At 34.1% G+C, this 22,164-nt stretch carries 24 protein-coding genes, 1 tRNA gene and 1 other RNA gene; 23 read left to right on the top strand and 3 right to left on the bottom strand.

What is annotated here, in order from left to right:
• Window positions 1–131 precede the first annotated feature (131 nt).
• Window positions 132–1,589: a metalloprotease TldD gene (gene tldD / locus GYM75_RS08415; protein ID WP_220215522.1), complete on the top strand. Its 1,458-nt coding sequence runs from the start codon at window positions 132–134 to the stop codon at window positions 1,587–1,589.
• 29 nt (window positions 1,590–1,618) lie between these two features.
• The gene (locus GYM75_RS08410) at window positions 1,619–2,323 is read left to right on the top strand and encodes a DedA family protein (protein ID WP_220215521.1); all 705 of its coding nucleotides are present in this window, start codon (window positions 1,619–1,621) and stop codon (window positions 2,321–2,323) included.
• Here the strand turns inward: GYM75_RS08410 and rnpB are convergent.
• Window positions 2,318–2,706, bottom strand: an RNA gene (rnpB, locus tag GYM75_RS08405) — RNase P RNA component class A. The genes GYM75_RS08410 and rnpB overlap by 6 nt on opposite strands.
• Before the next feature lie 700 nt (window positions 2,707–3,406).
• Window positions 3,407–3,706, bottom strand: coding sequence for a helix-turn-helix transcriptional regulator (locus GYM75_RS08400; protein WP_220215520.1), 300 nt, complete (start codon window positions 3,704–3,706; stop codon window positions 3,407–3,409).
• Window positions 3,707–3,885: 179 nt separating this feature from the next.
• On the opposite strand from GYM75_RS08400, the gene GYM75_RS08395 reads away from it, so the two are divergent.
• From GYM75_RS08395 to GYM75_RS08370, 6 genes are all read left to right on the top strand, one after another.
• Window positions 3,886–4,245: a DNA-binding protein gene (locus GYM75_RS08395; RefSeq protein WP_220215519.1), complete on the top strand. Its 360-nt coding sequence runs from the start codon at window positions 3,886–3,888 to the stop codon at window positions 4,243–4,245.
• A gap of 70 nt (window positions 4,246–4,315) precedes the next feature.
• Window positions 4,316–4,720 (top strand): ProQ/FINO family protein, encoded by a 405-nt coding sequence (locus GYM75_RS08390; RefSeq protein ID WP_220215518.1) that lies wholly within the window; start codon window positions 4,316–4,318, stop codon window positions 4,718–4,720.
• A 16-nt stretch (window positions 4,721–4,736) separates the two neighbouring features.
• Window positions 4,737–5,708, top strand: coding sequence for an RNA chaperone ProQ (gene proQ / locus GYM75_RS08385; RefSeq protein ID WP_220215517.1), 972 nt, complete (start codon window positions 4,737–4,739; stop codon window positions 5,706–5,708).
• Window positions 5,709–5,717: 9 nt separating this feature from the next.
• Window positions 5,718–7,790 carry a carboxy terminal-processing peptidase gene (gene prc, locus GYM75_RS08380; RefSeq protein WP_220215516.1) on the top strand — a complete coding sequence of 691 codons (2,073 nt, stop codon included), beginning with the start codon at window positions 5,718–5,720 and terminating at the stop codon, window positions 7,788–7,790.
• Between the two features lie 37 nt (window positions 7,791–7,827).
• Window positions 7,828–7,917 (top strand): YnhF family membrane protein, encoded by a 90-nt coding sequence (locus GYM75_RS08375; protein WP_220215515.1) that lies wholly within the window; start codon window positions 7,828–7,830, stop codon window positions 7,915–7,917.
• Window positions 7,918–7,988: 71 nt separating this feature from the next.
• Window positions 7,989–8,076, top strand: a tRNA-Ser gene (locus GYM75_RS08370).
• Window positions 8,077–8,172: 96 nt separating this feature from the next.
• Here GYM75_RS08370 and GYM75_RS08365 read toward each other — a convergent pair.
• Entirely contained in the window at window positions 8,173–8,448 is a 276-nt protein-coding gene (locus GYM75_RS08365; RefSeq protein WP_220215514.1) for a hypothetical protein, read from the bottom strand.
• 644 nt (window positions 8,449–9,092) lie between these two features.
• Here GYM75_RS08365 and GYM75_RS08360 point away from each other — a divergent pair.
• The 15 genes from GYM75_RS08360 to GYM75_RS08290 all read left to right on the top strand — a co-directional run bounded on the left by GYM75_RS08360 (window position 9,093) and on the right by GYM75_RS08290 (window position 22,159).
• On the top strand, window positions 9,093–9,233 hold the full coding sequence (locus tag GYM75_RS08360) for a hypothetical protein (RefSeq protein WP_220215513.1): 141 nt from the start codon (window positions 9,093–9,095) through the stop codon (window positions 9,231–9,233).
• A gap of 151 nt (window positions 9,234–9,384) precedes the next feature.
• Entirely contained in the window at window positions 9,385–9,921 is a 537-nt protein-coding gene (locus tag GYM75_RS08355) for an antiterminator Q family protein (protein WP_220215512.1), read from the top strand.
• A gap of 346 nt (window positions 9,922–10,267) precedes the next feature.
• The gene (locus GYM75_RS08350) at window positions 10,268–10,594 is read left to right on the top strand and encodes a phage holin family protein (RefSeq protein WP_220215511.1); all 327 of its coding nucleotides are present in this window, start codon (window positions 10,268–10,270) and stop codon (window positions 10,592–10,594) included.
• 16 nt (window positions 10,595–10,610) lie between these two features.
• On the top strand, window positions 10,611–11,051 hold the full coding sequence (locus tag GYM75_RS08345) for a D-Ala-D-Ala carboxypeptidase family metallohydrolase (RefSeq protein ID WP_220215510.1): 441 nt from the start codon (window positions 10,611–10,613) through the stop codon (window positions 11,049–11,051).
• Window positions 11,051–11,527 (top strand): lysis system i-spanin subunit Rz, encoded by a 477-nt coding sequence (locus GYM75_RS08340; protein WP_220215509.1) that lies wholly within the window; start codon window positions 11,051–11,053, stop codon window positions 11,525–11,527. The genes GYM75_RS08345 and GYM75_RS08340 overlap by 1 nt, the downstream gene beginning before the upstream one ends.
• Before the next feature lie 151 nt (window positions 11,528–11,678).
• Window positions 11,679–12,086 (top strand): phage tail terminator-like protein, encoded by a 408-nt coding sequence (locus GYM75_RS08335; protein ID WP_220215508.1) that lies wholly within the window; start codon window positions 11,679–11,681, stop codon window positions 12,084–12,086.
• A 24-nt stretch (window positions 12,087–12,110) separates the two neighbouring features.
• Window positions 12,111–12,767 (top strand): phage tail protein, encoded by a 657-nt coding sequence (locus tag GYM75_RS08330; protein WP_220215507.1) that lies wholly within the window; start codon window positions 12,111–12,113, stop codon window positions 12,765–12,767.
• Between the two features lie 16 nt (window positions 12,768–12,783).
• Window positions 12,784–13,098, top strand: a complete 315-nt coding sequence (locus tag GYM75_RS08325; protein ID WP_065559617.1) for a phage tail assembly chaperone — start codon at window positions 12,784–12,786, stop codon at window positions 13,096–13,098.
• A gap of 26 nt (window positions 13,099–13,124) precedes the next feature.
• Window positions 13,125–13,400: a DUF1799 domain-containing protein gene (locus tag GYM75_RS08320; protein WP_220215506.1), complete on the top strand. Its 276-nt coding sequence runs from the start codon at window positions 13,125–13,127 to the stop codon at window positions 13,398–13,400.
• A gap of 35 nt (window positions 13,401–13,435) precedes the next feature.
• Window positions 13,436–16,036, top strand: coding sequence for a phage tail tape measure protein (locus GYM75_RS08315; protein ID WP_220215505.1), 2,601 nt, complete (start codon window positions 13,436–13,438; stop codon window positions 16,034–16,036).
• A 340-nt stretch (window positions 16,037–16,376) separates the two neighbouring features.
• Window positions 16,377–16,718 carry a phage tail protein gene (locus GYM75_RS08310; RefSeq protein ID WP_220215504.1) on the top strand — a complete coding sequence of 114 codons (342 nt, stop codon included), beginning with the start codon at window positions 16,377–16,379 and terminating at the stop codon, window positions 16,716–16,718.
• A 62-nt stretch (window positions 16,719–16,780) separates the two neighbouring features.
• Entirely contained in the window at window positions 16,781–17,515 is a 735-nt protein-coding gene (locus GYM75_RS08305; protein WP_065559614.1) for a phage minor tail protein L, read from the top strand.
• Window position 17,516: 1 nt separating this feature from the next.
• Window positions 17,517–18,239: a C40 family peptidase gene (locus GYM75_RS08300; RefSeq protein ID WP_220215503.1), complete on the top strand. Its 723-nt coding sequence runs from the start codon at window positions 17,517–17,519 to the stop codon at window positions 18,237–18,239.
• Window positions 18,229–18,831 (top strand): tail assembly protein, encoded by a 603-nt coding sequence (locus tag GYM75_RS08295; RefSeq protein ID WP_220215502.1) that lies wholly within the window; start codon window positions 18,229–18,231, stop codon window positions 18,829–18,831. The genes GYM75_RS08300 and GYM75_RS08295 overlap by 11 nt, the downstream gene beginning before the upstream one ends.
• 7 nt (window positions 18,832–18,838) lie before the next feature.
• Window positions 18,839–22,159 carry a host specificity protein J gene (locus tag GYM75_RS08290; protein WP_220215501.1) on the top strand — a complete coding sequence of 1,107 codons (3,321 nt, stop codon included), beginning with the start codon at window positions 18,839–18,841 and terminating at the stop codon, window positions 22,157–22,159.
• Window positions 22,160–22,164 lie beyond the last annotated feature (5 nt).

The raw sequence follows: 22,164 nt of genomic DNA, 5'->3' as shown, positions 1-22,164 counted from the left end.
TATTGAAATATCAAAAATGAACAATATATTTCATTGTAGAGCGTTTACGCTTGAGATAAACATTAATCTATCAAATAGGTATTACCAACTTTAAACTTGTATTTAATTTAGAAGAAAATATAAAGGAATTTATGATTGTAACTGAAGTAAGTGATCGATTACTCCAACCAAATAATCTAAGTCAAACGGATATTTTGCGTTTATTAGATATGTTGAGTTCAAGACAAATTGATTATGGCGATTTATACTTTTTATCGGGTTTTTATGAAAGTTGGTCTATTGAGGATGGCATTATTAAAAATGCCTCTTTTCATCGTGATCAAGGTGTCGGAGTTAGAGCTATTGTTGGTGAAAAAACAGGATTTGCTTATACGGATCAGCTATCTTTAATGCGTTTAGAGCAAAGTGTAGTGGCAGCGAATTCGATTACTAAAGTGCAAGCACCTGTTTTAGTCACACCACTTAAAAACGTTGATACCGTTCCGATTTATCATTCTTTAAATCCAATAAACAGTTTTAGCCAAGAACAAAAAATTGCGTTGTTAAAACATCTTGATAAATTGATTCGTTCTTTGGATTCTAAAGTAACTGAAGTTTCAGTAAGTTTAACAGGTAGCTATGAAGATGTTTTAATTGCTGCAACTGATGGTACGTTGTGTGCGGATATTAGACCATTGGTAAGATTATCTATTTCAGTGTTAGTTGAACAAGATGGTAAACGTGAGCGAGGATCAAGTGGAGGAGGTGGTCGTTTTGGTTATGAGCATTTTTTAACCATTAATCCCAAAACCTCCGAAACCGTAGCAGACAGTTTTGCTCACGAGGCGGTAAGACAAGCTTTAGTTTTATTATCGGCAAAAGCGGCACCTGCTGGGACAATGCCTGTAATTTTAGGGGCTGGTTGGCCTGGAGTATTATTGCATGAGGCAGTAGGGCATGGGTTAGAAGGTGATTTTAACCGTAAAAATAGTTCTGTATTCTCAAATAAAATCGGTGAACAAGTGACTTCTGAACTTTGTACCATCGTAGATGATGGAACGATAGAGAATCGCCGTGGCTCGTTGACTATTGACGATGAAGGTACACCAAGTCAAAAAACTGTACTTATTGAGAATGGTTTACTTAAAGGTTACATGTTCGATAAGCTTAATGCTCGGTTAATGAATACCCACTCAACAGGTAATGGGCGTCGAGAAAGTTATGCTTGTCTTCCAATGCCACGCATGACGAATACTTACATGTTGCCAGGTAATTCAAGTTTTGAAGAGATTATCAGCAGTGTTGATTATGGTCTCTATGCACCTAATTTTGCAGGTGGACAAGTGGATATAACATCAGGTAAATTTGTTTTTTCTACTTCAGAAGCCTATTTGATTGAAAAAGGCAAAATTACTACTCCGGTAAAGGGTGCAACGCTTATTGGTTCCGGCATTGAAACGATGCAACAAATATCTATGGTAGGCAATGATCTTGCATTAGATTCTGGCGTAGGTGTCTGTGGTAAAGCCGGACAAAGTGTACCAGTAGGTGTTGGGCAACCAACATTGAAAGTGAATAATTTAACTGTAGGTGGTACTATTAACCACTAATAACTTAGATGAATAGGATTTTAAAATAAATGGAAACAATCATTACTCTTTATCAAGCTTTTATAAATATGGATGTTGCAACACTTTCAAACCCTAATGTCTTGTGGACATTATATGGTATGTTGTTTGTTATTATATTATTAGAAAATGGTGTATTGCCGGCGGCTTTTTTACCAGGTGACAGTTTACTGTTTTTAACAGGAGTGCTAATTAGTCTTGATGTTTTCCATTTCGGGTTAATTAATGTCATATTAATAGCTGCTGCTGCCTTAGGAACTTGGCTAGGTTATATACAAGGCCTTTGGTTAGGTAATACCAAACTTGTAAAAGGTTGGATGGAACACCTGCCTGAAAAATATCATCATAAATCTGAAGTTTTATTCCATAAATATGGATTACAAGCCCTATTTATTGGTCGTTTTATCGCCTTTGTACGAACATTATTACCGATGATGGCGGGATTGTCTGGGTTACATAGCAGAAAATTTCATATTTATAATTGGATTAGTGCAACATTATGGATTTTCTTGATTGTTACATTAGGCTATCTATTTGGTTTATCACCAATTTTTAAAACCTATGAGAAGCAGATCATGTCACTTTTAATGCTTATTCCTGCATTTTTATTGATTTTAGGATTGATCTTCTCAATCTGGCTAGCTTTAAAACGTTGGCTAACTAAAAAGAAGCAAGCTAATGTTGCTGAAAACGGGAATCCTCAAGAGAAAAATTGAAATTAACCGATAAGCCGGGTTCTGTCGTGGACAATCATTCCTCTAGGCTAATGCTCACGCATTAGCTCAAGCAGTCTACCCGGATTCAACGCGGGCCGCGCCAATGAATCCCTATTTGACCTTGCTCCGAGTGGAGTTTACCGTGCCACAACTGTTACCAGTTGCGCGGTGCGCTCTTACCGCACCCTTTCACCCTTACCTGATCTTAAATATAAGCCATCGGCGGTATACTCTCTGTTGCACTAGTCGTAAATTTTAGCTCACGCCAAAATTCCCCAGGCGTTACCTGGCACTCTGCCCTATGGAGCCCGGACTTTCCTCCCCTCTGTTTGTCTCCTCTTTTACAAGGACTACAACAAAGCAGCGATTGTCTGGTTAATTTCGGCAGTAAGTATAGCGGAATGTTTCTTTTTGTCTAGCAAAGAATCTTTGTTTTAAAACGGTTGAGTGATTTATAAAAGGAATGATTATATTATTCGTCATGTTACGAAGATTGAATTATTATTAGGTTATGTTAGCGCGTTACATCATAAATTCTCGAAATTATTAAAAATTAATTGAATTTAACGTCCATTTTTATTTTTCAAATACTTTAATAATTCAGTGAATTGATGAGCACAGGAATGTCAATGTTATTTGTTTCAACTATTAAAAATCTGCTTTTTACCATCATTGAATAACCTGTTAAGTTTTTCTTGTATCTATAACTTTATATTATTACTTATGCTTTTTCTAAAAGAGTTTTTGATAAATTAATTATTTCCTTTTCGAACAAAGTTTTTTCACCATGTTAACTATGTTATATTTCTAAAAAATATCTTGCTCAATATATTCTTTTAATGCACAGGCATAACGATTCTTATTGAACGGAATAAAATAAACAATTTAAGCTGATTTAATATGTAAATTATTTATCAATTATCTATTTGATAAGTAAGCAAAATAAAATATTTAAGCCAACAATGATTGTTTTATCGTTTTCAACAAAAATAATACAAAATGAATATTAAGAAAATAAATGCATATAATATGGAAATATAGAATTATAAATTTCTTTATATTTCCATATTATTTCTTAAGAATTTATTCCTTGTTTTTTTCAACTTTATGTGTTGTTGATTTTCTTTTTATATTTCTTACCACTCGTTTTATTGGGCGATTAGTTTTGAAATCAATATAACGGCTAGGCCATATCTCTTTAGGCTCTAAATCAAGGGCTGTTGCGATAATAATTTCTCCTTTAGTCCATGGTCTGACAAGAGCATTGCAAAGAGTTGTTGAACTAAATCCCGATTGACGAGATAGTTCAGATAACGTTGTCCCTCTCTTTTTTAATGCAGCTATAATATCGGCCTGATGCCAGTCGCTGGATTTAATTTCCATTTTTTTATTCCCTCTTAGTTTATAACTTTGATTATCTATGTTATGATTTTAAGTTATTAAAACTAGTAATTTGCTTATGAAAGGCTTAAAAGTTTTAATAATTAGTTTCTTAATTATTGTATCAAAGTTTCTTAAATTTCTGTATTTTTTTCTGGTTATTTAAAAGTAGGATGGTTAAAATGAAAGAATGGTTCTCATCAAAAGAGCTATCAAACATTGCAGGGATGCCTTCGACAATACAAGGTATAAATCGTAAAGCAAGAGCCGAAAAATGGACATCACGTAAACGTACAGGTGTTCGTGGTAAAGCGCTTGAATACCATATTGGCAGTTTACCTTTTGATGTCAAAAAAGCATTATATATTGAAGAAGAGAGTGCGAGTTATGTAATACCTCCAATCGAACCTTTTCAACTTTGGATGACAGCTTTTGACCAGTTAACCGCAGAAGAAAAATCCATTGTTGCCTCATGGTTAATGCGAAATGGTATCAAAGATTTTATGTCTTTCATCAAAAAACATAATAAAAAAGATGATTAGGTGTTATTGCATAAGCTGATATATACTTTAGCGCCTTAAGATTAGGAAACTTGTTGCAACGGAATAACAAATGGTAAAACAATTTCAACTAACAGATAGTCAAGAGATTATTGCTTATTTAGTTCAGCAGTTTCCTATTTGTTTCACTTTTCAAACGATAACAAAACCGTTAAAGATTGATATTTTACGCGATATTGTTTATCGTTTGAAAGTCTATGAAATAATGAGTAAAGTTAAATCACGAATTATCTTAAATATCGATATTATAAAAAGGTGGAATTTAAAAAGTTTCATAATCCTTTTTAAACGGTTTAAGCCCAATAGGATTGAAAGCAGAAAAGATGAGGTTAATCAGAAAAAAATACGGTATGTTAAGCAACAGCCAGAAGCTAGTAATCAGAAATTTGAAAAATACTCAAAACTATTAGCACAAAATAAAAACCCAATATTTCCCTTTCATAATTTAAAATTTTAATGCTACGGAAAAACTAATGGAAAAACAGTTTCAATTGACAAATAATAAAGAAATTATAGCTTATTTAGCTCAACTATTTCCTAATTGTTTTACGCTTGAAGGTGAAGCTAAACCATTAAAAATAGATATATTTGAAGATATTCTTTCACGATTAGATTCAAATCAAGAATTGAGTAAATCTAAACTACGTTTAGCATTACGCTCTTATACAACAAGTTGGCGTTATTTGCATAGTATTAAAACAGGTAAATATCGGATAGACTTGAATGGACATGATCATGAAGTTATTACACAAGAACAGATGGATCTCGCTCAGGAGCAGCTAAAGATTAGTAAAGAAAAAGCTAAACAACGATCTAAAAAAGAGAATAAAGATAAAACTGGAGCAAATGTGCATTCTTCACCTCGTTCTAATAGTTTAGTCGAGACGGCGAAAAGAATGGAAAAGCAATTTCAATTGACAAACAGTAAAGAAATTATTGTTTATCTGGCTCAACAGTTTCCGAAATGTTTTAGTCTTGAAGGTGAAGCCAAACCTCTGAAAATAGGTATCTTTCAAGATATTCTTTCTCGCCTAGACGGTAAAGAAGAAATTAGCAAAACAAAGCTTCGCATTGCTTTAAGGGTTTATACTAATAATTGGCGATACTTATATTGTCTTAAAACGGGCGTGCATCGTGTTGATTTAGATGGTAACGAAGGCGAAATAATTACCCAACAACAAATGGATTATGCACAGCAACAATTAAAAGAAAGCAAAGGTAAGGCTAAAGAGAATTTTAAAAAGCGAACAGATTTGAAACCTAACTTAGTTCATTCTTCCTTACAGAAAGCGCCCAAAACTCTACAGATTGGTGATTTTGTCAAAGTGAGTTTAAGTAATAAAACATTAAAGGTACAAATCGTCAATATTGAAAAAGATCATATCAAAGTAAAAGTTGGCTCTGGTATGCAATTAACCGTTAAACCTGAGCACATAATTAAATAGAGAATTGCCATGAGTAACTTATTAAAAGGTATTTTAAAATTAAGCTTAGTGATGTTTATAGTTAGCCACAGTGCTCATGCTAAGCAACCTACAGCTGAACAACTACCCACTTTAAAACAAGATGAAATCCATCAAATCGTAGCGAATCGAGTAACGAATTATTTTACTCAAGCACATTACCGTAATTTTGATTTGAATGGTGCCTTTTCAGCTAAGATTTTTGATCGTTATTTCAAATTATTAGACGGAAATAAAGCGATATTTACGCAAAGTGATATTAATCGTTTTAGAAGTAAGCAAGAATCAATAGGTCAAGAATTATTAGATGGTAACTTAAAACTAGCTTACGATATTTATAATCTAGCTATTCAAAAACGATATAAACGTTATCAATATGCTTTAAAAGTACTCGCTCGCCCAATGGATTTTTCATCTAAGGATAGTATCGATTTTAAAAGGGAAGATATTTCGTGGGCAAGTTCAGAGAAAGAACTTGATGTTTATTGGAATAAAAGAGTTAAATATGATGAACTGAGCTTATCTTTATCCGGTAAAAATGAACAAGAGATACGAGATATACTAAGCAAACGTTATAACCGTGTATTAAGAACTTTAGTTCAATCAAACACTGAAGATGCTTTTCAAGTTTTCATGAATGCTTTTGCTCGTGAAATTGATCCTCATACAAGTTATTTGGCACCACGTAAAAAACGTGATTTTGATTCTGAAATGAGTCTATCATTAGAAGGTATAGGCGCAACCCTAAGTCAAAAAGATGATTATACTGAAATTATGTCATTTGTAACTGGTGGTCCAGCTGAGAAAAGTAAGCAACTTGCTGTGGGTGATAAAATTATTGGTGTAGGTCAAAATAACGCTGCGATAGAAGATGTGATTGGTTGGCGTTTAGATGATGTGGTTGATAAAATCCGTGGACCGAAAGGGACAGTAGTTAAATTAGAAATTTTACCAGCAGGTAACAATAGTAAACCCAAAGTTATAGAATTAACTCGCGATAAAATTCATTTCGAAGATAGAGAAGCAAAATTGAAGATCATCGATAATGAACGAGGAAAAGTCGGGGTTATTGAGATTCCAAGTTTCTATATTGGATTAACAGATAAAGTAGAATCATTATTAACGCAAGCTAATAAAGAAAACTTAAAAGGTCTTGTTATTGATTTGCGTGACAATGGGGGAGGTTCGCTCGGTGAAGTTATCCTATTAACTGGATTATTTATTGATAAAGGCCCTGTTGTTCAAGTACGCGATAACTTACAAAAAGTGACAGTTTATGACGATAAAAATAAAGGCATCAAGTATTCCGGTCCAATTGTTGTTATGGTTAATCGATATAGTGCGTCTGCTTCCGAAATATTTTCTGCAGCAATGCAAGATTACGGACGTGCCGTAATTGTAGGTGAAACGACTTATGGTAAAGGTACAGTTCAAACATCTCGAAATATTGCTTATCCAGTGGATGCAAGTTTACATCCTGATTGGCCAGAATTGGGTGGCGTTCAATATACGGTTCAAAAATTTTATCGCATTAACGGTGGTAGTACGCAGTTAAAAGGTGTTGAACCAGACATTGAAATGAGTAGAACTAAGTATGTTGATGAAACAGGTGAACGATTCTTAGATAATGCTCTGCCATGGGATAAGATACCTTCGGCAAAATATACTAAAGTTGCAAATCTTAAACCAATGCTATCGAAACTTAAAAAAGAGCATTTATCGCGAATTGCAAATAATCCTGAGTTTATTTATCTTGAACAAGATATAAAAAGATTCAACAATAAAAAAGATAGCCAATATATTGTTTCGTTAAATAAGAAAGAGCGTGAAGCAGAACAAAAAAATGACGAAGATCGTGATTTACGACGAATGAATGAGCGTTTAAATCGTGCTGGTTTATCGCCAATTAAAAAAATGGAAGATCTACCTAAGGATTATAAAAAACCCGATGCTTATTTAGATGAAGCAATTGAAATATTACTGGATTTTGTTCCAAATTATGCAAATGTTGCGTTACGGCAAGGTGATGAAGAAATAACTTCATTCAATATTTCCGTAAGATAGACAACAAAAGCGAATAAATAAAAATAGGAGATAAAGTATGAATACAGATTTAAAATATGCATTATTAACTGTAATCGCCTCGTTGGGGGTGATTGCTGTTTTCGGTATTATTGTGTGCATGAATTAAAAATACTTGAAAAATTTTGTTACGATCATTATAGTATGCAGCCTGCCAATATAAAGCAGGCTCTATAAAACGGTGAGGTGTCCGAGTGGTTGAAGGAGCACGCCTGGAAAGTGTGTATACGGCAACGTATCAAGGGTTCGAATCCCTTCCTCACCGCCATATATTATTCAAATTTATGAGTTATCAGAATTCTATTTGATTGTTTTATAAACTCATTATGAAAATTTAGTTAGTTTGAATAAAGTGACTTATCAATTAATATAATTTATTATTTAATTCTTGTTTAGCTTGCGAATAACAAATATCAATAATGAACTGATGGTAAATATCAACATTAACAGCGTGATTATCGAGCTTTGATTTTATCAGTTCAAGTATTTGACAATCATTTTCATTACTAAAGTTTTTAATAAGTGTAGACGCTCGTTCATCAATCCATTCTTCTATCGCATCTTGAGCCTCAATGCGCTCCATCATTTTCCAATAATTTCGCTCATAGCCATTCTCAACTAACTGATATAATCTATTCATCACTTAACTCGTTGCAATTTGTAAAATCCAATAAAAAAATCCAAATAAACCACCGATAATTAGAATAAAAGTACACAAAAGGGCAAATTGAATTTCACTGTGTGTTAATTGATAATCATTGTGAAATCGATCTTTTAATCTTCTCTCTGTTTTTACAAAATCTCGATTAGTCATAATAACCTCTAAAAAAGCCCCGATTTCGGGGCAAAAGAGTGTGAAATGTAACCATTGTTTCACTTATCAGATATCTAATAACAATCATATTAAATGAATTGTTCTTTCAATATCTCATCAAAACTGCAGAATGTTCATATGCCCCTGCTAGCTACTTGAATCTTATTACCCCACTAGTAACTCGAAGTATTGCTAATTTTTTGGTAACTCAATTAGTTTTGATGGTGATTATGATAATATAAGTTATTAAATTTGTCAATATCTAAAGTTATCAAAAAAAGGATTTGTTATCGAATTTTAATAGATGCAAATAAACATTTTTATTTCATTTAATTGATTTTAAATAAATTATCTCTATTTTTGTGTAAAATTATATTGTTAAAGTTAAATTTAAATAACAATAGTTATTGATTTTGCAGTTTATTGTTGATAATATTAATAACATAAATTATCAGAATGGAAGAAAAAAAATGACGCCTCAACAACAATTAGATGCTATTGATGAAAAAATAAAAGAAGCAGAAAAACTTATTGAACAACTTTATGAATACCGTCGAAGACATATTAATCAATATGAACTTAATAAAGTAAAGGAAGAGTTTAAGCGCTGATTTTAATTTTTCATTCAATGAACAAGCATGTTAATAACAAAGTTAATAAAAGCAGCAAGCAAATAAATAGCGGATTAATAATTTAAATAACTATTACTGACGCATAAATACAAATTTTTGATTAGAAATAAAATAATACCTGAGGTGAATAATGCTAGCAAAACAGATCAATGTTGAAGAATGTCCTACCCCGAAACAATGGCTCAATAAAGTAAGCTTGAACGCTGATTATGATATTACTCAAGTATTAACCAGATGGGGTAATTGGGCTAGAAAAGAAGCTTACATACAACGAAAAGGTTTTAGTCTTTATCAATCACAGAAAAAGGAATATAAACAAGTCTGTTTAGATAAAGATGGATTAATTATTGATGCAATTATCTCGACAATGAAAAATAGCAAAATAGCGAAAATAAAAGAAGAAGCGAAAGTTCTCATCAAATTCTATTATGGTGATGAAATGATTGTCGATGATCATATTTATATCGAAAGAAATAAAACACAAAAATCGTCTACATTAATCATTAAACCTAAAAATTTACGTCAAATAGCTCAGGATTTAGCTTGTAGTGAAGGTAATATCCGAAAAATTAAAAGTAGTGGTGAAAGTTACATTATTGGTGCATTATCGATGCAAACGATGTTAACCGGCACTGAACTGGAGTTATTGCAACATTTAGTGTTTTAAAAAATGGGATAGTTAATCTTGACAACGTACGCTAATGTATGTATAATTATCTCAAAATCAAGAATTGTTACTTAAGCCCGCTAAGCGGGCTTTTTTATTGCCTTTAATTTGCAATGTGTTATTTAACATCCTGTTTATTCATATAAAATAATCAAAATAAATTAAATAAACTTCATTAATATAAGTCTCTTTTATTAAACCGCTTCATTGCGGTTTTTTTATGTCTACGATTTAACTATCAGTTATCACAATTCAACGGGTTCGCAGAGCAATCTCAGAAAATAATTTATACATAAGTGCTGCGTAACCCTTTCTTATTTTTAACTGCCTCAGCAGGAGGCTCACGATGAAGATGAAACCTATGCCAATCAAAGAGCCTGACCATATCAATTGGTATGTTGTCGTTTATTTATTTTTTATCACTTTACTTGGTTCACTTGCCAGTTATTGCTATCAAATTATCAATGGTAATAAGTTCAATCTGATGATTTTAATTGCTCAGATCTTTATCTCCACCTTTGCTGGCGGTTTGGTTTTGCTAGCGGCAAGTTACTTTAACTGGCAGTTTGAACTGGCAGGCGGTGTGGCTGGGTTAGCGGGGTGGTCAGGTGCCACATTAATCAAAACACTTGAAGAACAATTATTAAAAAAAACACGTGAACATGATAATTGAGAGGAAATTAAAACAAATGAAATTGACTGAACACTTCAAACTGGAAGAGTTTACTTATTCACTGACCGCCAGTCGACTAAAAATAGACAATTCAGTACCGGCAGCACTGATGCCCAATATCCAATTAACAGCAATAAAACTTGAACTGGTCAGAAAAGCCCTTGAGCACCCAATCATCATTACTTCCGGTTACCGTTGTCCGGCATTAAATGCCCGGATCGGTGGTGCTGCAAATAGTGCTCATACAAAGGGTTTAGCGGTTGACTTTCGTTCTCCATTTGGTACGCCGAAACAAATTTGTCAACGCTTAATTGATGCCGGTGTGGTATTTGATAAGCTTATCCAAGAGCATAATCAATGGGTGCATATCGGATTTAGTCCAACCAAAAACCGTCAAATAGTACTCACTGCAATTAAAAATGGCGGTAAAACAGTGTATTTAAATGGTTTGATGTGATGAACAAGTTTACGTTACTCCCTAAAATATTACCGTATTGTTGTATTTTTATCACTTTTTTTGCGCTCTATTTTGCGTATCGCTGTTGGAAGGATGAACAAATAGCTATCACTAAAACCCTTACGTTAGAAGCGCAATTTAAAGCATATCAACAAAATAATAATGCCATTAAACAAATTGAGTCAACTATCATTGAGACAATAAAAGATGAACAGGTTAAAACAGAGAATTTACGTGATAATGTGGATAATGGTCTTGTCGAGTTGCGCGTCAAAGTTGCCGCCATCGAGCGAAATAGTGCCACCACCGGCGATGTTGCTGAGCAAGCCTTACGACTTGCAAAGTCTTCTCAACAAGATTATTACCGTCTCACCAACGCAATCGGCTATAACCGAGCCATAATTGAAGGTTGGCAGCAATATTATTGTCAAGTCATTGCACCTCAAAATAACACACTGTTTATGTGTAATAGATAATTGTTTTATCAGGTGTAAATAGCTTTTTCTAATCGAATTTATTGAATAAATTTAAAAAACTCTTCCTTAATTTTTGAAGTTTTTATGAAATTTAGGAGCAAACAATAATTAACAAGATCTATTTATAAAATGTCGCTAAGGAGATGATAATTTGATTTCAACAATCTCAGCATTGCTTGAATCTCACCTTGATATTATTGCAAAGAAACTAAACTTACCTGTTTTCGCTGAAAATAGTGAAATACTTTCTCATTCCGATATTTATCTCAGAACTTATATTTTACCAGAAGTAACAACAAGCGTTGATTCAGAAGGAAAATTGAAGGTTTATCGAGGTGTTTATCAAATTTCTGTTGTCGCACCTATCAATAGCGGTAAGTTACGTTCTCAACAAATATCTGATGATATTATTCAGCATTTTCCACTCAATTTAGAGTTAACAAGTCCTAACTTTTCACTTTATGTAAATTCTATACCAAGTGTTTATCCAGCAAAAATGGATAATGCTTGTTATACACTACCGATCAGCTTTAACTATCGTGCTGATTCTATATTTTAAATAAAATCTAAGGAGATATATATTATGGGTTTTGCTTTACCTAATGGTTCACGTGTATATGTACAAAAATCACACAATGAAGTAACTAACTTTAATTCAATTTCTAATGCTAAAGAAGCAGTGGTAACTTTAAATTCAGGGCATGGACTAGTGGTCGGGGACGAAGTCATGCTCACTTCATCATGGACTAAATTGAATAATATTGTCGCAAAAATTTCTCATGTAAATAACAATGAAGTGACTTTGGGTAATATTAATACTAGTAATACAACGGTATTCCCTGTTGGAGAAGGACAAGGAACTATCACCAAAATCACAGAATGGGAACAACTACCTCAAATTAAAGAGGTTGCTACTGAAGGTGGTGAACAGCAATTTATTCAAATTCAGTTCCTTGATGATGATGCAGAACGTCAATTACCGACTATCAAATCAGCGAAAAGTAAAAGTTTTACCATTGCTCATGACAGCTCATTACCTATCTACACATTGTTACAGCAGTTGGATTTAACCAATAATGTTGTTGCAATGAAAATGTATGTTCCTAAAGCTAAAGAAACACGTTATGACTCTGTCCGTATTGCTTTTGATCCAACGCCAACAACAGCCATTAATGATATTGAAACTGTAAAAGTGAGTGCCACAGTTGAATCACCAGCAATTACTTTCTATAAAGATTAACTAGGATATTTTAATCATGGCAAAATTTAAACTTATTGCAGATCCGACATTTAGATGTGAAGTTTCCATTCCGCGTCCTGGATTGGACGATGGTCAAATTAGTTTTGATTTCAAACATTATTCAGTTGATAAACTGACCGTGTTTGAGACCGAGCTTAAGGATAAACCTATCATTGAATTTATGATGAAAATTGTATCCGGTTGGAATTTGGATGAAGAGTTTAATCAAGAAAATTTAAATATCTTATTAAATAACTATCCTGCTGCTTGGCAAGCAATAACCAATACTTATTATAAAGAGATGTTGGGACAGCGAGAAAAAAACTCATAGAGCTTGCCACTGCACTTTATTCATCAATGCCTTCAAAAGCTGAACTTGATTCTTTTGGGCTATCGGAAGTCGATTATGAAGATGAGTATATAGAAATATGGTCAGATAACTGGGATGCTTTCCAGTTATTCCAAGCCATGTCAACGCAGTGGAGAACAAGCATGAGTGGTATTTTAGGTCTTGACTATAATTGCTTACCTTGGGTAATGCAAATGCTTGATATTAAAGGAAACCAAAAAATTTTTAATGATATTCGGTTAATGGAAAGTCAGGCCTTAACAATCATACACAAATCAAAATAACCGACGAAAGTCGGTTTATTTAATATGGGTAATCTATGTCAAAAACAACTACATTATCATTAAAAGTTGATACAGGCAATCTTGATAAAGAGATTAAAAGAATTAACGAGTTAGATGTAAAGCTTAAAACCACTGATAAAAGTTTGAGAACACTAAATACATCTAAACTAATGCATAACAATATTAGTAAACGTCAATTGGAATCTTTGTATAACCAAATTGGAGTCTATAATAAGTTATTAGGGATCATTCATCCGGTCAACAAAGCATTGGATAATCTGCTTTACGTGCAACAACAATTATCTGACAATAATGGAAATGGATTTATTGATGCTCATGCTTTTCAAGTTTTTAATTCAATAATTGAAAGCTCTAAGTATCAATTAATTGGGATAATTGAATCGCAAGAAACATTTGCCAATACAAGTGAAAAAATGAGTGCGGCATTAAGTCAGATTTCAAATCAAATGAAACAGATGTCAGCACAAGCGAATGTGAAGAAAAATCCATTAATGACACTGGCGGAACATGGAATAGAAATTGGTGAATTGTTCGGTCCTGTTGGGAAAGCTATTGGTACGATAGTTAAAGTGGGTGCCGTTGTCGGTAAGGATTTGTTTGACTATTTTGATAATGCTGTATCTGCCACTGATAGTTTAAGTGAGTCTCAAGAAAAACTGTATAGTATTGTTAAACTAAATAAAGATGGAACAGTTTCATTTACTGATGAATTAAAGGAACTAGCAAATATAAATCCCAAATTTGCGACGGCATTTATTCAGACTTCAAAAAGACTTTCAGAAAAATCAATTGCGTCTTCAAAAGGTGTGTTTGAAGAAATTTTAAAAGAATCAAAGATTAAATTTAACAGAATAACTAATGAATTGGACTATATTCAAAAACATCCAAATGGAATTGAAGTACCTGAAAAAATTGATAATATTTGGGAGAGTAAAGAACAATATAGAGAGGCTAATCAAGAGGTGTATGATAAAATCTTTAGTTCTTTTAAATCAAGCACTGAGCAACTTGCTAAAACCTGGAATATAACTAATGAAGAAGCTAAGCTTTTTTTAAATAAATTGTTAGAAATTAAAAATGCCTCAAATTCATTCGAGTTTGAAGCAAAATTAAATGATCTTGGAGCTTATTTTGGAGACATTTCATCAATAGCTGGTAAAGGAAATGATAATTTAGATAATTTTATAATAAAATTTAAAGAAATTATTACCAAAGTCAGCAATTCAACAAAAATACTGAAGTCATCAAATGATTTAACTGGCAACCCTCAAGGCGATAAAGGCAATGTAAATAAAATAAATACTTTATTTTCTTCAAAAAATAGTGCGCCGTCATTATTAAAAACTAGTCAACGGGATGAAAAAAATCTTCAAATTCAACTAGAATCATTAAAAGAACAGAATGCAACGATCGGTGCGATAACGGCAGAACGTAAAAAATACTTTGATTTGCAAGCTCAGATTAACATCTTGGAACAAGAAAACAATAAAAGTAGACTAACCGCAGAAGAACGTTATTTACTAGCCAATAAAGCGTCGTTACTTACTCAATATGAAAAAAATGCGTCAATTTCTGAAGAAATCAATGGTCGAATCAAAGTCCAACAGATTTTACAAAATAGTACTCACAATTCTACTCAATTACAAAATGAGATTGCAGATAAAAAAGCGACCTTTGGAATGACATCATCTCAATCGTCAAGGTATCAAAGTCGAATTAATTTAGAAAGAAACAAGGAACAAGATTTAGATCCGAGTAATAATCTAAGTCAAGAAAACATCATCACTATAACCCAAAACTACCTTGAGGCAGCTCAACTTTTAGAAGAAAGTTTTGTGCAAGAAGATTTACAAAAAGGAGATTGGATAGCTGGTTTAACAACTGGTTTGAAAGAATTTGCTGAAACATCTCAAGATGTTTTTAGTGTTGCTAAAGATTTTGCGCAAAATTCAATTGGATCTATGTCTCAAATGATGACAACGCTTGTCACAACAGGCAAAGCAAACTTTCAAGAGTTTGCAAAAACTATCTTAGTTAATCTAATTGAAATTATTAATAAATTGATTTTAGCGCAGATTATTCAATCTGCTTTAACGAGTTTTGGTGGTGGAGGAAAAGCGACCGGAGGGCTTCAACAAGCTTATACAGGGGGGGGAATTCTTGGATATGCTTCGGGTGGAAGTGTGGGATATGCATTGGAACCGGGCGGTTTTACCGGACGAGGTAATAAGTACCAACCAGCAGGAATTGTTCATAAAGGCGAGTTTGTTTTTACAAAAGAGGCAACTAAACGATTAGGTGTAGACTATCTTTATAGTCTGATGAATGATTCTCATAAAGGATACGATAGCGGTGGTTATATTCATACCTCTATTTCGGCTCCGATAGCATTAGCCCAACGCACAACTCCTTCTTCAAATGCAATCACTGTTAATCCCAATATTGTATTAAATATGTCTTCAGAAAATAGTACTTCTACTCATGGCAAAAATACCGATCCAAAACAAGTTCAATCTCAAGTAGATGCAGTTATTAGACGGCAAATGAATGAGATGTTTAAAAAATCAGTTTCACCGGGAGGAGAGTTATACAACGTCATGTATGCGATGAAGTAATAATATTAACCATTTAGATTCTTATTAAAATCTCTAAATGGCATAATTTTAATACTTATTCGAATATTAAAACACAATAACAACTCATTTTTAGTCATCCCTATTTCTTGGAATATCATCGTATTTTAGTCGTCTATAGCGCGTAAATGGATTCAGTTCAACAAAATTAAGTTAATTTCTTATTGCAAAAAAAAACATAAAGTTAGAATTGATCACATTAATAAATATCCGTTTTCACGCTTATGTCAAAAAATTGTATTGTTAATTACTCAATTTTGATGTTTTTAATTCAACTAAATTACCTAGACATATTCAAAACCAAATTTTGTTTGAGGAGTATATGAAAGTAGATAAATTTAAATGGAAAACAATGCATTCCCCCAATGGAGGGGAAAAAATGAGTATCACAGAAGTAAAATTTAACGATGGATATTCGCAAATTTGGAGTTCTGGAATCAATAAATCAGGTGAAACATGGGATTTGTCCTATACGGGTCATTGTAACGAATTATCTGAAATCCGTCAGTTTCTTAACAGCCATATTATTCATTCCTTTCAGTGGGTTAACCCTTGGGGAGAAGAAAGATTATATCGTGTTCAAAACGAATCAATCAAATCTGAATTTATCTCTTCGAATGTGGTAAAGCTAAGTTTTACTTTTGTCCAATCTTATGCACCTTAATTATTCAAATGTAGACCTCAAAAAATTTTCTTAATTAAGTTTTGGGGATTGATGGAGAGAACATGTCAATAACACAAGATTTACAAGCCATTGAAGGCAATGAGCTGATACAACTTATTGAAGTTGATTGTACAAAATTTGGGCTTGATGAGGTTTTACGATTTCATTCTCATAATATCTCTGCTGAAGGGTGGGCTTCCTTTGCTGTTGGAAATTTACCTTCTATAAAATGGCAAGGTAAAGAATATTTACCGTATCCGTATGAATTAAGCGATCTTGAATTAAGTAGTACGGGTGCACAACCTACCCCTAAATTGTCAATCGGTAATATTGACGGAAGAGTGACTAGATTGTGTATAGATTATGATGATTTAGTTCAAGCGAGAGTAAAAATTCATACCACAATGGCAAAATACCTTGATTCAGACAACTGGTTAGCAGGTAATGCCACAGCCGATCCAACTCAAGAAAGAGTTCAATTATTTTTTATTAATAATAAACGCGAAGAAACGAAAGCTATTGTTGAATTTGAACTTTGTTCGCCATTTGATATTCAAAATTTACAATTGCCTACCAGGCAAATCACAACACTATGTACTTGGTGTATGCGCGGATGGTACCGCTCAGGTACAGGCTGTGATTATGCTGGAAATAAGTTTTTCACCAAAGACGGAATTGCCGTTGATGATCCGGCAAAAGATGAATGTGGAGGACTATTAAAAGATTGTAAAGCCCGACATGGTAATAAACCTCTTCCGTTTGGCGGTTTTCCTGCGGCTAATCTTCAAGGTAAGTAATATGCGACAAAAATTACTTGATTCAATCAAAAAGCATGTGGATAGCGAATACCCAAATGAAGCTTGTGGATTCATTATTGATACGGGAAAAAAACAGATCTATCTACCTTGTAAAAACATTTCAGATAATCCACAAGCGCATTTTTTAATATCACCAGAAGAACAGTTAGCTGCAGAAAAACAAGGTGAAATTATCATGATTATTCATTCTCATCCTGATGTTACGTCACTGGTTCCGTCAGAGTTTGACCGTATTCAATGTGATTATACAGGTATTGAATGGGGAATAATGTCTGCCCCTGATGGTGATTTTTGCACAATATCGCCACGAATAAATCGAGATTATACCGGACGGCAATGGTTGCTTGGTCACGCTGATTGTTGGTCATTAATAATGGATTATTATGATCGTGAATATGGGATTAAATTAAACAATTATTCAGTGCCACGAGAATGGTGGGATAGTGGGAAAGAGCATCTTTATGATGATAATTGGCAAGCAGAAGGATTTGTTGAAGTCGGTCTGAATGAAATGAAAGTCGGGGACATAGTTATGATGCGCATTGGTTCGCAAGTCACAAATCATGCTGCTATTTATGTGGGGGATAATCTTATTTTACACCACCTGTACGGTCAATTATCTACACGTACACCTTACGGTAAATATTTTCGAGATAGAACTGTTCGCATTGTGCGGCATAAGGAGTTATTTAATGCTCAGTAAGTTAACTTTGAAAGGTGCAATGGCAAGGCAATTTGGAAAAAAGCATACGTATGACGTAAACAATATCCGTGAATTGCTACGCGCACTTTGTGCGACAATAAAAGGATTTGAAAAATATATGAGTACGGCTCATTTAAAAGGCATTAAGTTTGCCTTTTTTGTGGATGGAAAAAATATTGGAATCGATGAGTTTGATATTAATGTTAATGGCAAAAATTATATGATTATGCCGATAGCTCAAGGCGCCAAAAGTGGTGGTTTATTACAAGTTGTGATCGGAGCCGTTGCTTTAATTGGTGCTTTCTTTACTGGTGGTGCCTCTTTAACGCTATTGGGTGCTGAAATTACTGCATCTTCAGTTTTAGCTAGTATTGGTTTGAGCATGGCATTAGGTGGCATTGTGCAATTACTTACCCCTCAGCCTAAATTTAACGCAGGTGGGGCATCAAATACTGAAAATAAGCCTAATTATGGTTTTGGGGCGCCCGTTAATACCAATGCGGTGGGATATCCTGTTCCTGTTTTATTAGGTAATCGTGAAATTGGTGGCGCAGTGATTAACGCGGGTATTTATTCAGAAGATCAACAATAGGTGGATTATGCAATTAATAGAAGGTCAAAAGGGCGGTAAAAAAAAACAACATAGACCTTATGAACAACCCGATAATTTGCTTTCAACAGCAAAGCTCAAAGTGCTTTTAGCATTAAGTGAAGGGGAAATTCAAGGCGATCTAACAGAACAAAATATATTCATTGATAATACTCCACTAGCCAATCTCGATGGCACACGTAATTTTAATGGTGTTGCATGGGAATTTCGTAATGGTGCCCAAACGCAAGATTATATTCAAGGAATACCTGAGATAAGTAATGAGTTAAAAGCCGCTTTTACAGTAAAATCTGACAATCCTTGGATACGATCATTTAGTAATCTAGAATTAGATGCCATAAGAATCAAATTAAGTTTACCAAGTCATTTACATTATAAAGAAAATGGTGATACGGTAGGAACTGTTACCAAGTATACTATTGACTTATCAACAGATGGCAGTGCGTTTGAAACGATTATTCGTGGTGAATTTAATGGAAAAACAACCTCAGAATATCAGCGAGATCATCGCATCAATTTACCAAATGCATTAGAAGGGTGGAGTATACGTGTTAGACGACTAACACCTGATTCAAAATCGAATAAATTGATTAATGCGTTTAGTGTTTTTTCATATGCGGAAATTATTGACAGTAAATTACGGTATCCTAATACCGCTCTACTTTATATCGAGTTAGATGCTAGCCAATTTAATGGTTCTATTCCTAAAATTAGTTGTAAACTGAAAGGAAAAATTGTCCAAGTACCAGACAATTATGATCCAGTAAACAGGACCTATTCAGGCACTTGGACAGGTGGATTTAAAATGGCATATACCAATAATCCTGCTTGGCTTTCTTATTATTTGATGCGTGATGAGATAGCAGGTATGGGGGTAAGAATTGACTCAACAATGCTCGATAAATGGTCAATTTACCAATTAGGTCAGTATTGTGATCAAATGGTGCCGGATGGTCGAGGTGGCATGGAACCTCGCTTTGCTTGTAATGAATATATACAAAGTCAAGAAGAGGCTTATAACGTTCTAAAAGATTTAGTGGCTTCATTTCGGGGCATTATATTTTGGGGGAATGATCAGATCTGTTTAACCGCAGATATGCCGCAAGATGAACCAGATTTTATCTATCATCCTTCTAATGTTATTGGCGATTTTACCTATTCTGGTGGTTCATATAAAAATCGTTATACATCCTGTTTAGTTGCATATTCTGATCCTAACAATCATTATTGTGATGATGTTGAGGCTGTGTGGGACCATGACTTGATGCGTCGTTATGATGTCAATGTCATGAAATTAACAGCGATAGGTTGTACTTCGCAAGCTGAAGCGCAACGACGTGGACGTTGGGCTTTACTTTCTAATGCAAAAGATGAAGTGATCACATTTTCAGTAGGACTCGATGGCTATATTCCTTTACCTGCGCGAATCATTGGGATTGCTGACCCTTCTCGTTCTGGCAAAGAAAATGGCGGGCGTATTCACGCCGTTGAAGGACGAAAAATCACATTAGATAGAGCCGTTGAATATGATGTGGGCGATCGGTTAGTCCTTAATTTACCGGATGGCACTGCGCAAAGCCGAACGATTAGAGCGATTAGTACAGACAAAAAAACACTCACTGTTACGGCTAATTATAAACTGACACCAGTTGCTGGCGCAGTATGGTGTATTGATAGTGATAATATCGCTATTCAGTATTATAGAGTAACCTCAATATCATCGTCTAATGAAGGTCAGTTTACAATTACGGCTATTCATCATGATCCAAATAAATTCAAATATATAGATCAAGGTATACGATTAGAGCCAAAACCAATAACAGTTACTCCGCCAAGTTCAGTTTCATCCCCCAAAAATATTGTTTTATCAGAAAGTAGTTATATATCTCAAGGCCTGTCAGTGGCATCATTACAAGCTTCTTGGGATGTGGTAGAGGGTGCGACAAACTATATTGCTCAATGGAGAAAAGATAATTCGTCTTGGATTAATATTGGTCGAACTAATGGAACGAATTTTACCGTCGAAGGTGTTTACGCCGGTGTTTATGAAGTTCGAGTACGAGCAGTAAATGCGATTGATGCATCTTCACCTTGGGCCTATTCACAAGCCAAAGCAATCAAAGGAAAAGTTGGTAAACCTGACAGACCAGTAGACTTTACTGCTAGCGAAAGTGTGGTATTTGGTATTGACCTTAATTGGTCGTTTCCAATTGGAAGCGGAGATAGTAGTTACACAGAAATTCAATATAGTTTGACTGAAAATGAAGAAAATGCCCTGCTATTAAGCAATGTTAGTTACCCAACTTGCAATTATTCTCAGACAGGGTTAGCTATAGGTCAACAGTTTTTCTACCGTGCTCGTCTTGTCGATAAAATTGGTAACATCAGTGATTGGACAGATTGGGTTAGAGGTGTTTCAAGTACCAATACTAACGATTTGACAGACCATATTTTTGAAGAAATAAAAGAAACAGACGCTTGGAACTCGATTGTAGATTCGGTGGATAATACCGCTGTAAGTTCAATTGAGAACGCTAAATCAATTATTGAAAATGCGTTGGCAAATGATACAGAGACACGACGCCGTAGAATTGAAAACGGCAACTTGTCCGCTGAAATTCAAGAAACTCATTCAGTGTTATTAACTGAGAAAGAAACAACTGCCATTGCTTTAAAGGAGCTGAACACCAAATACGGTAGTATAAATAGCAACTTATCCGAATTAAAACAGACAACAGCGGAACAAAATGCCGCTACTGCCAAATCAATACAGGCAATTAACACAAAAGTTGGAGATGTTTCTACCACCATTTCAGATGTCAGTGAAACGGTAAACAATTTAAATGGTAAAGTTTCAGCTCATCGCACAATGAAAGTTGAAGTGGATGACAAAGGTCAACAGTATGTTGCAGGTATGACAATGGGGGTTGAAAACACTGAACATGGAATGCAAAGCAATGTCATTTTTCTTCAAGATCGTTTTTCAATCATGAACTCAGCCAATGGAAATCCTCAAACAGTATTCACAACGCATGGAGATCAAGTGATTATTAATGATGCTGTTATAGGGGATGGAACAATCACAAACGCAAAAATCAAGGACGCATCAATCACTAGCGCAAAAATTGCGAATTCAATTCAATCCGATAATTATGTGCAGGGTCGGACTGGATGGGTTTTGCATAAAAATGGACAATTTGAAATAAATGGAATTTTTGAGGGACAAAGTAAGGTGTTAATTAATAATGAGGGCGTTAAAGTTTTCGATGAAAGAGGATTGTTGCGTGTCAAACTTGGGAAGTTGAGGTAATAATT

The organism is Gilliamella sp. ESL0441, assembly GCF_019469185.1.
Taxonomy (GTDB): Bacteria; Pseudomonadota; Gammaproteobacteria; order Enterobacterales; family Orbaceae; genus Gilliamella.
This window is presented reverse-complemented; position numbering and strand designations above follow the sequence as displayed.